This is a genomic window from Microcoleus sp. PH2017_05_CCC_O_A (genome assembly GCF_020738785.1).
Lineage (GTDB): Bacteria > Cyanobacteriota > Cyanobacteriia > Cyanobacteriales > Microcoleaceae > Microcoleus.
This window is the reverse complement of the sequence record NZ_JAEQCB010000091.1, coordinates 1-14320: the sequence shown is the minus strand read 5'-3', so window position 1 is coordinate 14320 and position 14320 is coordinate 1. Positions and strand designations below refer to the sequence as shown.

Here is a 14320-nt window from a genome sequence, read left to right as displayed (position 1 = left end):
GAATTCGCATCTACACAAACGATGTCCGCCTCCGCGGACTGAAGAAGGTAACATAATTTTAACTGCCGGCTCTTCAACCCGCGGAGGCGGGTTTTCTTTGTGTAGGCGCGAATTCCATTCGCCCAGGCGCGAATTCCATTCGCGAGCGTCTTCTCTCGTGGGGTGAGTGCTTGTATAGACGCGGTTTCAACGGTCTTCTTAACAAACGTCTAAACAGTCAAGAGTGCGATCGAACGCAGAAATCGAGGATACTTGCAGCACAGTTTTGCAAGAATTTGTTGTACTGTGTCCAAATAGCTCGTGCATCGCTTCTGTAAATAGTTCAAATACATTTTGTGCTAATTCTAAAGCTGCTTGGCGTTCCGCATCAGAAAGTTCTATCTCTGCTAAAACTTGCAACATCTCCGGTGTATTTAAAATTTGATGATTTTCCAAACCAACATAACTTCCTCCCAAATAAATATATTCTTTTTTATTGATTTTCTCTAATTCCACGATCACTGCTAGCGCCGCCTCACAAAAAACTGTGGCGGTTCCTTCCAAGGCTTCGGCTAACACCAGTTTCTGAATGGGAGAGGCTTTCCAAGCGTAGCGTTCCAGCACCGAACAGAGCGATCGAGTTTTTTTAGTTTCTTCACCCCAAAGCAGCCTGAAGTCCCCGTAACTCATTAATTTGTTGAAACCCAATGTCTCTAGATGTTGCAGATACCCGTACCAGTAGTAGTTTTCTTTGTAAGTATATTTGTTAATCAGTTCCTGAACCTTGTTATTGCTGGAAGAGTCTCGGAGGACGTACTTGTTTAAATCACTCAAGCCCATAGCCAAAGGATCGAGTACAGGTGCAAAAATTAGTCGTTGATTCGGGTGAATGTGTTTATTAGCTAGAAATTCAAATAACGGCAATTTTGCAAACTCATCTTTTTTTTGTGCAATGAATGCCATAATCTCTTTCATAGCTTTTTCCTCGGAGTGGCTGTTCTCAAGATAATCTCGATCCCTGCATTAATTATCTATGTTTGTGAGTCTAAGTAATTGTGTTTCTTGTCATACATATGTGTATTTTAGATCGTATACTTAGCGTGTTTGCCGTCACAAAATAATGTGATTTGCATCATATTATGGAAAATTACCAGAAAGAATTAGTTGAAAGCCTCTCCCTGCTCGGGAGAAATTAAAATCAGACTATTCATTACTCCAATCCTCGGACTTAAGGGTAGAGGTGGCTCTCAAACTGTCAACTGTCAACTGTCAACTGTCAACTGTTGAAAAGATGTCATTGCGAACGTAAGGCATTGAAGTGAAGCATAAGCCCTAGCCCTTTCAGGGCGGCTTCGCCAACGGGCAGGCACGCGGCTACGCAGGGGTCTGAGACTACTTTTCTCTGCTGTGATAACCGTAGCCCAGGTAAGTATTTAGACGGACACGATCTAAGTCAGGACTTAAGCAGAACCGATGAAAAATAGATCCTGCAATTAAACACACAGATTTTGCGATCGCAAGGGGTAGCTGGCCATGACAGAAATACCTAATTAATGCGTGAGTCCTGTAAGTCTACAAATAACAATTTGCTCTTCCCAGAATTGCCTTTAGGTGCATTGTGAGCTACTCTGTCTTTTGGATCGGTTAAGAAAACAATAGGAGTTAATCTTGGAACGGACTTTTTTAGCGATTAAGCCCGACGGCGTACAGCGCGGACTCGTCGGCGAAATTATCGGTCGTTTTGAAGCCAAAGGCTTTACGCTAGTTGGGATGAAGCTAATCACGGCGAGTCGCGAACTAGCCGAACAGCATTACGCCGTACACAAAGAAAGACCGTTTTTTGCGGGACTGGTAGACTTCATCACTTCCGGGCCGATGGTGGCGATGGTGTGGGAAGGGGGCGGCGTTGTGGCGTCGGCGAGAAAAATGATTGGCGCGACAAATCCTCTGAATTCTGAACCGGGAACAATTCGCGGCGATTTGGCTGTGAATGTTGGCCGCAATATTATTCACGGTTCTGATGCTGTCGAGACTGCAAATCAGGAAATTAGTCTCTGGTTTAAACCTGAAGAATTAAGTGCTTGGACTCCTTGTTTGAGTCCTTGGACTGTGGAGTAGTTTTGATGTTCTCCCGATTGTTAATCGGGAGATATTCTTATTTTTCATAATAATCAAGTCGCATTTATATATTTTTTTTGACCACCCAAATCCCAGAAACCGGGTTGATTCCCTTATCTCTCGTAATCCACCGAAAATTTTCGGAGAAACCCGGTTTCTCGCCACGCAGCGAGAGAATTAAACGCACCCAAATCCCAGAAACCGGGTTGATTCCCTTATCTCTCGTAATCCACCAAAAATTGTCGGAGAAACCCGGTTTCTCGCCACGCAGCGAGAGAATTAAACGCACCCAAATCCCAGAAAACTGTGTAAAAATGGTAGAAAAGGGTGCGTGAAAATTCATAGTCCCTGGTATGTATCAGGATTTTTCGCGGTCACACACACTACAACTATAACTCTTTAAAAAATTGAGGACTAAAGTTTTTACTACAAACCTCAAGACAATTCATCAAACAAAAAACCGGGTTTTTTACCAAAACCCGGCTACCATGAACACCAGCAATTTTAACACTGCTCAAACCTCAATTCTTTAATAACTTCATGCCCATTTTCACCTTGTCCAAAATCGTCTTTTGCGACACACAAGTAATCAGACACAACTTGCCACAATTCAAGGTATCACGGCGGACTTCCTGAGCTTTTTCGCCGTACCAAATCTCGCGGGCACTGGTCTCTTTCACATTGCCAATCACCGGATATTCATCGCACAATTTTACATCGCCGCGCGTATCAATCCAGTAATTGCGGAGTCCAACACGACAAGGCCGAGTCGAATCAGGAGCTTTTTGTTCCTGGAAGTGAGGAACCATCAAACGCAATACTTCATCGCTGTTCATAATTGGTGCGCCGTTTTTCTTCATATCTATTAAGCGCTCAATTACCTGTGAAAATTCTTCCCTGTCTTCTTCTTCTACCCACAATTCCGAATAGGTTTCTGGTGTCCAGCGGTTGACTGGTTGGAAGTTCACCGTCGTGGCTCCAATTCCTTTCGCCCAGGTTACAATTTCCTCTAGGTGGCGGAAGTTGAGCCGATTGATAGTTGGTTTGACGTTGATTGGAAACAGGACGTTTTGTTTTTCTTGTTCTTCGCGCAGATAAACGATTCCTTTGGAAAGTCTGTCAAACAATCCGGGTTGACCGCGCAAATAATCGTGCAATTCTGCGTTCGGCCCGTCAACGGACATATTCACATTAAAAGGACGCGCCGCTACAGTTTTTGCTGCATTTTCCCGAGTCATACAATAGCCGTTTGTGGTGACACCGGCGTGGATGCCATTTTTGTTGGCAAATGTCAGCAAGTCTAGAAAACCTTTCTTAATATAAGGTTCGCCACCGCTAAAGTTGATGGAAAATTCGCCGATAAATTCTTTGACACTCAACAGGGCATTTTGCCAATCTTCGATCGTCATTTCGTCTTTATATTCTTTGAGGCGCCAATACTCGCATTGACGGCATTTCACGTTGCAGTGCTCGTTGACAATCCCGTAAAAAGTAACTGGGGTTGTCATGTCTAGCCCTGTATTGATCCGCAGCGATTCGGCTACTGCACTCTTGGTGTGTTTGACGCCCAGTCTGGATAAAGTTAAAGCATCCATGTTTTTGTTCCCTTACGTGTTGTTACTTAAGTCAATGTTATGAAATCGAGCTTGGTAAGTAGGGTTACGTATTTCTCCTTATTCCTCGTTACCTATTCCTCGTGAGTACGTATGCACCATCCTAATCGTCTCTTTGGGATATAGGTAGATGATTTTTAAAATTTTATAATATGAAGCATTGTAACATATTAGTATTTCAAATGTATCAAGCGATTATTTGTGTTTAAAGATGAATCCTGCTTAATAAGTGGCAGAAAGTATCAGCCTGAAATTGACTTAAATCAATAAATTTTAAATCTTACTGAAAATTTGTTAAAAAACTTAATAATTTGGCTCAGTAAAATTACTTAAGTATGCAGTACCAATAACTTAAAGTTATAATGAAATAAGGTGTCCGTACAGCATTTAGCTTCACACAACCTTTAAAATATGAAGGAATTTAAGTATTTCAACGGAAAAAAATGGCGATAAACATGGGACGATATTTGCACGTACTGAAATTGTTCTGGGGTGCAGCGATCGCAGCGGAGCTCGAATACCGGATCAACTTTGTCCTCGCAACCCTCAGCAGCCTCGGAAACCTTGCTGGTAGTTGGTTTGGCCTGTCGCTGTTTTACCGTACTGGCTACAGCTTTTCTGGCTATTCGTGGGAAGAAGCTTTAGTTGTACTCGGCATTTTTACGGTTTTGCAGGGGTTTTCGTCAACTTTTCTGGCGCCCAACCTCAGCCGTATTGTCGATCGAGTCCAGCAAGGTACTCTCGATTTTGTCCTCCTCAAACCCATCAGTTCCCAATTCTGGCTATCTGCAAACACAGTTTCCCCTTGGGGAATCCCGGATTTAATCTTCGGCACCGTATTGTTGCTGTATGCTGCTAATAAATTGGGAGTAGGAATAGGCAACTATTTTTTAACAGCAATACCGTTGTTATTTGGCACTATTACTCTTTACAGTATTTGGTTTATGCTGGGTGCAACCAGCATTTGGTTTGTCAAGATTTATAACGTTACCGAAGTCCTGAGAGGATTGTTAGAAGCGGGTAGATTTCCGATGGCAGCTTATCCCGCAGCTTATCGATTTTTCTTCACTTTTGTAGTGCCCGTTGCCTTCTTGACTACTGTGCCGGCAGAAGCCATGCTGGGCAGAGGTGACATGGTTTGGATCGCAGGGGCGGGAATTTTGGCGATCGGGCTTTTATTTTTCTCCCGGTACTTCTGGCAATTTGCACTCCGCTTTTACACCAGCGCTTCGAGTTGATTCATTCAGTTGACAGTTGACAGTTGACAGCGCTTAAGCTGGAAGGAAGAGGATTGGAGTAATGAATCGTCTTTTTTTGATTTCTCCCGATCGGGGTTCCCGTTTTAAACCAATTATTTGTGGTGAAAAACGAGAGAGGGATCATCTCAGTTTTGCATTTACAGTGCTGTCCCCGCTCGCGTGTTGTACAATACGCGAGCGGGGACAGCACTACAATAAAAAAATGCTTTTTACAAAACTGAGATGATCCCAACGAGAGAAGGTTTGACCAGTCGGGAATAGTACATGAAAATATACAGTTTGAATGCAGTACAGCGGACGGATAAATATTTTTCCCCCTATCTAGTTATATTCTCAAAAAAACAGTAAAATTTCTACATATCCTTGAAATCTAAACTCTCAATCAACTACGCAAACGAGGGCCAACGAATGAAAAGAAAAAAACTGGGCAACAGTAATTTTAATATCAGTGCGATCGGTCTGGGTGGTATGCCTATGTCGTTAAGCGGCCGGCCGCCAGAAGCGGAATCAATTGCGGTAATTCACCGCGCCCTCGATTTGGGCGTTACTCTGATTGACACCGCAGATTCTTATTGCCAAGATGAATCTGACAAACACCACAACGAGCATTTGATTGCCAAAGCTTTGCAAGAGTATACGGGAGATATTCGGGCTGTTACTGTGGCAACGAAAGGTGGTTTAATGCGCCCTCAAGGTGCCTGGACGCGCAACGGTAATCCCCACCATTTACGGCAGACAATTCGCGAAAGTTTTGACGCTTTGGGCGGTCAAAAGCCGATCGACCTTTGGCAATATCACTCGCCCGATCCAGCCTATACAATCGAAGCAGCCCTAGCACCCGCAAAAGAAGCAGTAGAAGCAGGAATGGTTCGATTTATCGGAGTTTCCAACTTTTCTGTAGAGCAGATCAAACGCGCCCGCGATACAGTAGAAATTGTCTCGGTGCAGAATCAGTACAATCCGTGGCACAGACAGCCGGAATCCGACGGTGTACTGGAATATTGCGAAGCCGAAAAACTGACATTTTTCCCCTGGAGTCCTTTGGGGGGAAGCCGTCGGGCCACTAGCTTGCAAGATATGCCTGCGATCGCCAAATTAGCTGCCGAAAAAAACGTTTCAGTTTACTGTATAGTATTAGCTTGGTTGATGGCAAAATCGCCCTGTGTCGTTCCGATTCCCGGGGCTACAAAATTATCGAGCATTGAGGACTCCGTAAAGGCGATCGAAGTTAAATTGACTGATGAAGAATTGCAACAAATTGCAGCAAGTTAGAAACTTCACTGATAAGCTGTTACGCATTTAAGTTGCATATTTGGGGTGATGCTCTGAGTATCGCCCCACAAGATTTTGATAATTTCTTGATATATAATTTGAATGCAGAGTAGCTTATAATACGACAGATTTAATTAGTAAAATTACCCCTTTGTGAGGAATTGAGTTTTATGGAAGCTAATCAAGTGAATGCCGATCGAGACGTAGCAATTGAACATCAAAACGTACCTGTCGCCCATGAAGGACTGCACAATTTTTTATACAGTTCCGACTCAGAACATAGCGCATCGACTGCTATTTCTGAATTAGAAAATGACGGTACGCAAGTAATGTCGATCGATACTTGGCGGATGATAGCAAGTAATGCGAAAGTTGCCGGTGTTTACGCTGTCACGGACTCTTCTCGCAACACTCAATATGTAGGTTATTCGCGAAACATTCTGCTTTCAATCAACGGTCACATTGCCCAAAACGGCGCGGAAAATTGTGCTTTTGTGCGGGTGCAAACTTTTAAATTCCCAAAACGGGAAGAAATGGAAAGTTTGCGGGATGCTTGGATCGCAGAAATCGGCAGTATTCCGCCTGGAAACGGCGCCCAGAGCGAGATGTGGGCGAGTACGGTGGGTCAAGCAGCGCGATCGGCAATGTCGGCGGCTGAGCAACAAGCTTATGAGGAAAAGAAGCTAAAATTGCGTAAAGCAATGGCAGATTCTACTCTTAGCAAAGAGTTGGAAACAGCGGCTAAAAGTGATGGGGAAGGACACAAGCATCTGGGATCTGTTGTTAATAATGATGATGATTGGAGTGCGGTGATTCAATCGCAAACTCAGGAAACAAAGTCTGAAAAATAATATGCGGTGCTAGATAAAGTTTCGTTTGTTGTCAAGCGAACTGGAAGAACATCAAATGTTTGTAGGTGGCGAGAAACCGGGTTTCTTCGACAAATTTGGGGTAAGTACGAGAAGTATAGGAAGAAACCCGGTTTCTGAGATTATTGTCATCCAATTTTTTGGTTGGGTGGGGGCGGGTTTATTAATATTTGGGATGGTAATTATAGATGGTTGATCAACCCGCTCCTACGGAATTTGGTAATACAAGAATACATAGAAAATACCAAAATGTGCATCCAATTCTTTGGTTGGGTGGGGGCGGGTTTATTAATATTTGGGATGGTAATTATAGATGGTTGGTTAACCCGCCCCTACGGAATTTGGTAATACAAGAATACATCGAAAATAGCAAGATTGGTAGGGGCGGGTTCGCCGAAATTCATCTCATCAAATCGCGGAATTAAAAAACCCGCCCCCACCCATCGCGGAATTAAAAAACCCGCCCCCACCCATCCCAGATACCGAATCAACCTTTTATGCAATCAGAATTTACTGGTTTGGTTAGGCGGGTTTTTGTAGATTGTCTGTGGGAATCAAAGATTGTTGGTTAACCAGACCCTACGGAATTAATGACTAACTTTGCGTTCAGTAACTAAAGTCAAACTTACCCATTCACCCTTATCATTGTAACTGCGAATCATCCGAAACCGCAAGTCAGGTTCTACCAACCAACCGGCCTCAAAAAATATAGATTTTCTGGATTCAACTTTCACCGGACAAGTGCAAGAACCTCCATCGGGAAGCAGTAAAACCTGCACGGGTGTTACACCTTCGTTAAAATTAATCACAGAACCATCTATGCTGCCGCTAGAACTGATAAGGTTAGGATTACTGCCAAAAGTAATTTTTTGCATGAGCCGATCGCCATTTTGCAAATCCAATTGCAGTTTGGTAGAATAACGATCGGGTGAACGCCAGTCTGGATACATCGTCACAGCCTCGCCCTCCCATTCTCCCAGCAAATCCCCAACAGTTAAAGGCGGACGTTCGGGGACATTTTTATCGGGCTGCTTTTCGCGAATTAAGGTAAGTTGGGATAAATTGCCGTCGGTATTGTAGAGCTGAACGAAGCGCAACCGGCGATAATTGTAGATAAAACCAAACTCGGCACCCGACTCAGAATAAGGCGCTAGTTGAATAGTTCCCTGACAAAAATTTCCATTCTCAAAAAACAGGATATCTCGTCCCAAACTCTGATATTCTCGAACCAGTTCGCTGACTTCCGGTTCGCCGACACCGCTAGGATTGGGAGAGAAACGGCGCAGTTTCAACCGCACAGTTTTGTTATCGTTGAGTCCTTCGAGAGAAATAATGCTGGGAGTATCTTGAAGTATCTCTCCCCGCGTTGATAGCTGAGTGAAGGAACCGTGCCATTCTCCTAAGTTTTGCAGAAAGTTTTCCCACTGCGCTACCATATTCTTACCTTTGGATATATGTCTAAAAATAGAATTATAACTCTGCTGACGGATTTTGGATTGAGCGATGTTTATGTGGGAGTGATGAAAGGTGCGATCGCCCAAATCAACCCGCAGTTAAAAGTGATTGACATTACGCACCAAATACCCTCCCAAAATATTGCGGCCGCGAGGTTTTGTTTGATGACTGCTTTTGCTTATTTTCCGCCGGAAACTGTACACGTTGCTGTCGTCGATCCGGGTGTGGGTAGCAAGAGACGCGCGGTGGCGGTGAAATGTGCTAGTTGCTTCCTTGTCGGGCCGGATAACGGGCTGTTTAGCGGGGTGTTGAGTCGCGAAAGTGCGTTAGCGAAGCCCTCGAAGAGGATCGCATCTGTCGAACTCACCAACCCCAAATACTGGCGTACAAATCAACCCAGCAGCACGTTTCACGGTCGCGATATTTTTGCAACAGCGGGCGCTCATTTGGCGAATGGGGTGCCGTTGGAAGAGTTGGGAAGGGAGGTACGCGCTGCAAGTTTAGTGCAGCTAGAGATACCAAATTGCGCCGTTACAGCCACAGGTGCGACAGGTTGCGTTCAATATGTCGATCGCTTCGGCAATCTCATTACCAATATCCCCAATAATTGCATTATAGGTAACAATTGGTCAGTGATAATTAGCAATAGTTGCGATCTAATTCGCATCCCCAGCGGTAAGACGTACAGCGACAGCAAGCCTGGTGATTTAATAGCCATAATTGGTTCTGACGGTTGGCTAGAAATTGCCGTTAACGGCGGCAGCGCTCAATCCGTTTTACAGCTAGAAGTTGGAGATAAAATAGAAATAATATTATCAGGTTCGTAGTGAGGACTTTAGTCCGCATCAAAGCAGACAGGACTAAAGTCCTTACTACGAACCTATTTATTCATCTAATTTTAGATTTTTCGGCAAAATCAACAACAGTTTTGCGGTATTCGCTGCTGTTAAAAAAAGCATCTCCATTATTATGCTTAGCATTAGGAACCAGCAAAATTTGCTTGGGTTCACCAGCAGCAGCATACAACTTTTCACTCATCGCAGCAGGAATCAAAGGATCGGCACTTCCGTGGGCGAACAAAACCGGAATTCGCAGCAATTTAACTTTGTTCAAAGAATCAAACTTTTGCGTCAGCAGCAGCCGCACCGGAAACAGCCGCATCAAACTTTGGCGTTCTACCATATCCAGCATGGAAGTGAAAGAACTTTGAACAATTAAGCCCGCAACTTTAGGATGTGTAACTGCTAATTCTACAGCAACAGCACCTCCGAGTGAATGGCCGTACAAAAAGATTTCGCTAGGCGACAATTGCCGCTGTTTGACTAAATAATTATAAGCTGTTTCCGCATCTTCATATATCCGCGCTTCGCTGGGAAAACTGCCTTGACTGCGCCCGTAACCCCGATAATCCATCAGCAATACAGAAAAACCCAATTCCCGAAAGCGGTAAGATTGATTGATATTCGTACCGATGTTAAAGCCCTTGCCGTGCAGGTACAATAGGGTTCCTAGTGGCTGTGGATTGGCGGTTGGCAGCCACCAACCGTGAATTTTGTCTGTTTTTGCGGTTTTGGGCGATCGCCCGTTAACTGGCAACCAAACCTCTTCGTAGGGGATTTTAAAGGCATCGGGTGTTTTGGCGATCGCAGGTGTGGGACTAAAAATGAGACGAGTTTGCAGGCTAAACAATATTATGCAACAGACGATGTAGGCGATCGTCCAAAACTTCACCAAAAATAATATCCATTTATGAAAATATCTGTATTTCTTTGGTAATTTGCTCATGGCGGTACAATTAGCGATCGGTGATTCAATAGCACTAAAAACAACTATTATCTCCCTTGAAGCACCACAATAAAGTCGGTTCGTAGTGAGGACTTCAGTCCGCGCGAAAGAAGGAATAAAGTCCGAACGATCGAACCATTTACTGAGCGAAAGAAGGACTAAAGTCCTGACTACGAACCATTTACTGCAAGTATCAGAAACCCGTTGAGTTCAAAAACCGGGTTTCACGAAATTAACCAACTTTCCAGGAACCACAATTACCTTTTTAATCTCCTTACCCTCCAGGTGGCGCTTCGCCAAATCCGACTCGCGGGCGTAATTTTCCAAAGCAGCTTTATCCGCACCCGAAGGCACTTGAATAGTGCCGCGCGTCTTACCCATAACTTGAATTACCAGCGTAATTTCATCAGTAACTAAAGCAGATGGATCTGCAACAGGCCAAGTTTGCAAATGTACTGATTCGCTGTTACCAATCAAATGCCACAATTCATCAGCAATGTGCGGCGAAAAAGGCGCTAACAGCAAAATTAAAGTGTTAATTCCCTCGGCATAAACGGGCGAATCCTTACATTTAGCATCAGCCAGCGCATTGTTCAACTTCATCATTTCGGAAACAGCAGTATTAAACTGATACTCGCCCTCCAAATCTTCTCGCACTTCCTTAATTGCCGTGTGAATCGCCCGCCGCAAATCCTTTTCAGCTTTACTTAGCAACTCTTTCTCCCCCCCTTGGGAAGGAATAGCAGAGGGTAAATTATCTTTCTCCCCCCCTTGGCAAGGGGGGGCTGGGGGGGGTGAAGCAAACTCTGTCACCACGCGCCAAACCCGATTTAAAAAGCGGAATTGTCCTTCCACATCAGCGTCATCCCACTCCAAATCCTTCTCCGGTGGCGCCTTGAATAAAATAAACATCCGCGCCGTATCAACCCCATATTTCCCCATAACTTCCAAGGGGTCAACACCGTTGTATTTAGATTTGGACATCTTCTCATAGAAGACTTCCAAAACTTCACCAGTTTGCGGATCTTTAGGATTTTCGGGGTCTACATCTGATGCGGAAACATATTTGCCAGTCACAGGATTTTTGTATGCTTTGGCTTGCACCATTCCTTGAGTTAACAAGCGTTTAAATGGTTCGTCGCAATCAATCAAACCCCGATCGCGCAAAACCTTCGTAAAGAACCGCGAATACAGCAAATGCAGGATTGCGTGCTCGATGCCGCCGACATATTGGTCAACAGGCATCCAATCATTCGTCTTCGCAGAATCGAAGACTTGCGCTTGATTTTGAGCATCAGGATAGCGCAAAAAATACCACGATGAATCCATAAAAGTATCCATCGTATCCGTTTCGCGCTGCGCCGGAGTGCCGCAACTCGGACAAGGAACGTTTACCCATTCCGGCATCTTTGCCAAGGGCGAACCTTTGCCAGTAAATTGTACATTTTCCGGCAACAATACAGGTAAATCCGATTGTGGGACGGGGACTGTTCCGCACTTTGGACAGTGAATTACCGGAATCGGAGCGCCCCAATAACGCTGGCGAGAAATTAGCCAATCTCTCAAGCGATATTGCACTCGCGCTTTGCCGCAACCGGAATTTTCGGCAGCTTGAATAATGGCGGCTTTGCCTTTAATTGAATCCATCCCGTTGAAGCTTTCGGAATTAATCATAATTCCTGGTTCGGTGTAAGCTTCCGTCAGCGGAACTTCATCATCATCCACAATTACTACTTTAATCGGTAGTTCATATTGATTGGCAAACTTGAAATCTCGCGTGTCGTGGGCGGGTACTCCCATGACTGCGCCGGTGCCGTATTCGTACAACACGTAATCCGCAATCCAAATCGGAATTTCTTCATCGTTGAAAGGGTTGATTACTTTGCCGCCTGTGGGGATACCGCGCTTTGGTTTGTCATCAGCCGTGCGATCCATTTCACTTTGCAATGCAACTTCTTTGATGAACGTATCAACAGCGGCTTTTTGGTCTGCCGTGGTCACTAGCTGAGTTAACGGATGTTCCGGCGCTAAAACAACATAACTCACGCCATAAATTGTATCGGGACGAGTGGTAAAAACGGCGACTTTTTCATCCATGCCGACAATGGGAAATTCTAAGTAAGCGCCGACAGATTTACCAATCCAGTTGGCTTGCATTAATTTGACTCTTTCGGGCCAATCTGGCAATTTATCTAAGTCGTTTAATAACTGTTCGGCGTAATCGGTAATTTTGAGGAACCACTGCCGCAATAATTTGCGCTCGACTTTGGCACCGGAACGCCAGGAACGACCTTCGTTGTCTACTTGTTCGTTGGCTAAGACGGTTTGGTCGATCGGATCCCAATTAACTGCGGCTTCTTTCTGATATGCTAATCCTGCTTCTAAAAATTGCAAAAACAGCCACTGAGTCCACCGATAATAATCGGGAGAACAGGTTGTAACTTCTTTTGTCCAGTCGAAAGAAATACCCAGGCGGCGAAACAAGCCTTTCATCTGGGAAATGTTTTGATATGTCCATTCTGCGGGGGGAATTCCGCGCTCGATGGCCGCATTTTCTGCCGGCAAACCAAAAGCGTCCCATCCCATGGGATTGAGTACGCGATAGCCTTGCATCCGCTTGAGTCTGGCAATTACATCGATGATTGTGTAGTTGCGGACGTGCCCCATGTGCAGGCTTCCCGACGGGTAGGGAAACATGGATAAGGCATAAAATTTAGGCTTTTCGGTATCTTCTGGCATTTGGTCTAAGTTTTGCTCAGCCCATGTCTGTTGCCATTTTTCTTCTATGGATTGGGGGTTGTATCTGGAGTCCACAGTAATTGCTCCGTGCAGAGTTTAATAAAGTTGGCTTCAGTATTTTTGCACATTCATGGGGCCGCGATTAGGATTCTTTTGCACCCCCAAGGATTTTGGCTCTAATATCTGTATTATATATTGTAGTATATGAATTTTGAGTTGGGGGCGATTTCTAGGTTAAAAGAATCAGACTTATGTACGGGTGGTCAGAAACCGGGTTTTTACGAGAATACTTGGTTACAGTCGATAAAACCCCAAAAAACCCGGTTTCTTGGGTCGGAAAATGGTGTTCAGAAACCGGGTTTTTACGAGAATACTTGGTTACAGTCGATAAAACCCCAAAAAACCCGGCTTCTTTAGTCAGAAATGCTTTATTCAGTTGACTGTTGACTGTTGACAGTTGACAAAAGAAGGAAGAGGATTGGAGTAATTAATAGTCTTCTTTTAATTTATCCTTAAAAAGTAGAGGCTTTAAACCAATTCTTTCTGGTAATTCCTAAAAGCATAAATAACTGCAATTGCCAGAAAGCAGATTTATTTGATAAATCTGCTTTCTTAGCATTTTGCTTAGATGCTATCAGGATCGATGTTCAATTCCCGCAGTTTTGCAGCTAAAAGTTGAGACCTTTGAGCTGCTTGTTGAGCCTTGAGAGCTTCTTGTTCGGCACGCTGAAATTCTTGTTCGGCACGCTCAGATTCTTGTTCGGCACGCTGAAATTCTTGTTCTGCGCGCCGTCGCTCTAATAGCCGCTGTGCATTTATTTCGGAATAGGAAAGAAATCTTTCTCCATCAGGGCGATAGATTTCCAAACCTTCTTCTGGCAACTCAAATCGCACTCCCAGTCTGGGACTTGTCCATCCCTCCATTGGTTCAATTGGTTCTAAGATTCCTTCAAGTCTTTGCCAACCTTCCAGCTCATTTGTTTGCGGATCGTAAACGTAATACTCGTCAACTCCATAACGCTGGTAAAATGAAAATTTTTTATTCATTTTAGTTTGGCTGTCGTTGTGGGAGCGAATCTCAAAGACGACTTGGGGAGCAATATTGTCTTCGCGAGATTGTATGTAGGAAAGTCGATCGCCTTTTGGTCGGCCAAATATCACCATCGTATCTGGTGCTTGAGAAATATCTGGTCTACCTTCAACCGGATACCAGAGTAAATCTGCTGCTACA

Annotated in this window: 13 protein-coding genes; 6 read left to right on the top strand and 7 right to left on the bottom strand. The window is 44.4% G+C overall.

Annotated features, from left to right (window positions below):
* Positions 1-198: 198 nt before the first annotated feature.
* The gene (locus JGK20_RS21170) at positions 199-954 is read right to left on the bottom strand and encodes a hypothetical protein (protein ID WP_293182201.1); all 756 of its coding nucleotides are present in this window, start codon (positions 952-954) and stop codon (positions 199-201) included.
* A 693-nt stretch (positions 955-1647) separates the two neighbouring features.
* Between JGK20_RS21170 and ndk the strand changes: the two genes are divergently transcribed.
* Positions 1648-2097, top strand: coding sequence for a nucleoside-diphosphate kinase (ndk, locus tag JGK20_RS21165; RefSeq protein WP_293182203.1), 450 nt, complete (start codon positions 1648-1650; stop codon positions 2095-2097).
* A 64-nt stretch (positions 2098-2161) separates the two neighbouring features.
* Here the strand turns inward: ndk and JGK20_RS21160 are convergent, their stop codons facing one another.
* Both JGK20_RS21160 and JGK20_RS21155 read right to left on the bottom strand, forming a co-directional pair.
* Positions 2162-2440 carry a hypothetical protein gene (locus JGK20_RS21160; RefSeq protein WP_293232032.1) on the bottom strand — a complete coding sequence of 93 codons (279 nt, stop codon included), beginning with the start codon at positions 2438-2440 and terminating at the stop codon, positions 2162-2164.
* A 178-nt stretch (positions 2441-2618) separates the two neighbouring features.
* Positions 2619-3692 (bottom strand): radical SAM protein, encoded by a 1074-nt coding sequence (locus tag JGK20_RS21155; RefSeq protein WP_293182205.1) that lies wholly within the window; start codon positions 3690-3692, stop codon positions 2619-2621.
* A gap of 461 nt (positions 3693-4153) precedes the next feature.
* Between JGK20_RS21155 and JGK20_RS21150 the strand changes: the two genes are divergently transcribed.
* The 4 genes from JGK20_RS21150 (at position 4154) to JGK20_RS21135 (ending at position 7306) form a co-directional block, all read left to right on the top strand.
* A complete protein-coding gene (locus tag JGK20_RS21150; protein ID WP_325315485.1) occupies positions 4154-4948 on the top strand; it encodes an ABC transporter permease in 795 nt (264 codons plus the stop codon).
* 429 nt (positions 4949-5377) lie between these two features.
* The gene (locus tag JGK20_RS21145; protein ID WP_293207877.1) at positions 5378-6241 is read left to right on the top strand and encodes an aldo/keto reductase; all 864 of its coding nucleotides are present in this window, start codon (positions 5378-5380) and stop codon (positions 6239-6241) included.
* Between the two features lie 170 nt (positions 6242-6411).
* Entirely contained in the window at positions 6412-7092 is a 681-nt protein-coding gene (locus tag JGK20_RS21140) for a GIY-YIG nuclease family protein (RefSeq protein WP_293182209.1), read from the top strand.
* A 28-nt stretch (positions 7093-7120) separates the two neighbouring features.
* The gene (locus JGK20_RS21135; protein ID WP_293182211.1) at positions 7121-7306 is read left to right on the top strand and encodes a hypothetical protein; all 186 of its coding nucleotides are present in this window, start codon (positions 7121-7123) and stop codon (positions 7304-7306) included.
* Positions 7307-7697: 391 nt separating this feature from the next.
* On the opposite strand, the gene JGK20_RS21130 is transcribed toward JGK20_RS21135, so the two are convergent.
* Positions 7698-8546: a DUF3598 family protein gene (locus tag JGK20_RS21130; RefSeq protein WP_293206239.1), complete on the bottom strand. Its 849-nt coding sequence runs from the start codon at positions 8544-8546 to the stop codon at positions 7698-7700.
* 18 nt (positions 8547-8564) lie between these two features.
* Between JGK20_RS21130 and JGK20_RS21125 the strand changes: the two genes are divergently transcribed.
* Entirely contained in the window at positions 8565-9392 is an 828-nt protein-coding gene (locus JGK20_RS21125; protein ID WP_293195960.1) for an SAM-dependent chlorinase/fluorinase, read from the top strand.
* A 61-nt stretch (positions 9393-9453) separates the two neighbouring features.
* On the opposite strand, the gene JGK20_RS21120 is transcribed toward JGK20_RS21125, so the two are convergent.
* The 3 genes from JGK20_RS21120 to JGK20_RS21110 all read right to left on the bottom strand — a co-directional run.
* Positions 9454-10350 carry an alpha/beta fold hydrolase gene (locus tag JGK20_RS21120; protein ID WP_293232030.1) on the bottom strand — a complete coding sequence of 299 codons (897 nt, stop codon included), beginning with the start codon at positions 10348-10350 and terminating at the stop codon, positions 9454-9456.
* 210 nt (positions 10351-10560) lie between these two features.
* Positions 10561-13164, bottom strand: a complete 2604-nt coding sequence (gene leuS, locus JGK20_RS21115) for a leucine--tRNA ligase (RefSeq protein WP_293232028.1) — start codon at positions 13162-13164, stop codon at positions 10561-10563.
* Positions 13165-13713: 549 nt separating this feature from the next.
* Positions 13714-14320 (bottom strand): Uma2 family endonuclease (locus JGK20_RS21110; protein WP_293232026.1); only part of this gene is annotated, 607 nt, incomplete at its 5' end.

Excerpts from the sequence above, each read along its gene's own strand:
- JGK20_RS21170 (WP_293182201.1), bottom strand. The coding sequence starts at position 954 with ATGAAAGAGATTATGGCATTCATTGCACAAAAAAAAGATGAGTTTGCA.
- JGK20_RS21160 (WP_293232032.1), bottom strand. The coding sequence starts at position 2,440 with ATGAATTTTCACGCACCCTTTTCTACCATTTTTACACAGTTTTCTGGG.
- JGK20_RS21155 (WP_293182205.1), bottom strand. The coding sequence starts at position 3,692 with ATGGATGCTTTAACTTTATCCAGACTGGGCGTCAAACACACCAAGAGT.
- JGK20_RS21150 (WP_325315485.1), top strand. The coding sequence starts at position 4,154 with ATGGCGATAAACATGGGACGATATTTGCACGTACTGAAATTGTTCTGG.
- JGK20_RS21145 (WP_293207877.1), top strand. The coding sequence starts at position 5,378 with ATGAAAAGAAAAAAACTGGGCAACAGTAATTTTAATATCAGTGCGATC.
- JGK20_RS21140 (WP_293182209.1), top strand. The coding sequence starts at position 6,412 with ATGGAAGCTAATCAAGTGAATGCCGATCGAGACGTAGCAATTGAACAT.
- JGK20_RS21130 (WP_293206239.1), bottom strand. The coding sequence starts at position 8,546 with ATGGTAGCGCAGTGGGAAAACTTTCTGCAAAACTTAGGAGAATGGCAC.
- JGK20_RS21125 (WP_293195960.1), top strand. The coding sequence starts at position 8,565 with ATGTCTAAAAATAGAATTATAACTCTGCTGACGGATTTTGGATTGAGC.
- JGK20_RS21120 (WP_293232030.1), bottom strand. The coding sequence starts at position 10,350 with ATGAGCAAATTACCAAAGAAATACAGATATTTTCATAAATGGATATTA.